1 pseudogene is annotated in these 529 nt (G+C 66.0%); it reads left to right on the top strand.

Going from position 1 to position 529, the window contains the following annotated elements:
- Positions 1-184: 184 nt before the first annotated feature.
- Positions 185-529: pseudogene (locus FVA95_RS29305) on the top strand (hypothetical protein); the annotation flags it as partial.

Below are 529 nucleotides of genomic sequence, written 5' to 3'. Positions count from 1 at the left end.
CCACTTCACAACCGGAGGCCTTCGTCTGTCAGCCAGACTCACCGCCCCCGGACGGGACAACCTCCCTGGACATCACAACTAGGTCCTCTCGGGGCTCTCGGACGCGTTCCCGCTGCTGTACCACTGGCGTGTGCTGCCCGGAGTGGGTCCACGGGCGGGCGACGCAGCATCAATGGAGTGCGAGGTGGCGTTCTGGGGTGGCTCGTCCGCCTTCCGCGGTCGACTCGCCGCGCTGGCCGATGCGACTGCCAGTCTGGTTCTCTTTCTGGAGTTCGTGCCGTACACCCTCCAGGCGTGGCTTTCTACTCAGGTGGCGGAAGGGCGGGTGGCGTCCGAGGCTGCGGCTGTCCTGATGGAGGCACAGCTGCTCCCGACGGTCGAGTCCATGAACGCGGCGGGGATCCATCACTTCGACGGCCACTTCGGAAACCTGCTCACCGACGGGCATCAGCTCTTCTTCGCGGACTTCGGTCTGGCGACCTCGCCGAGTTTCGACCTCTCGGGCCTGTGCAACGAACGGTGGTTCCGG

The organism is Pseudonocardia sp. EV170527-09, assembly GCF_008369905.1.
GTDB lineage: Bacteria > Actinomycetota > Actinomycetes > Mycobacteriales > Pseudonocardiaceae > Pseudonocardia.
Note: the sequence above shows the minus strand (reverse complement) of the source record. Positions and strands in the feature narration are given on the sequence as shown.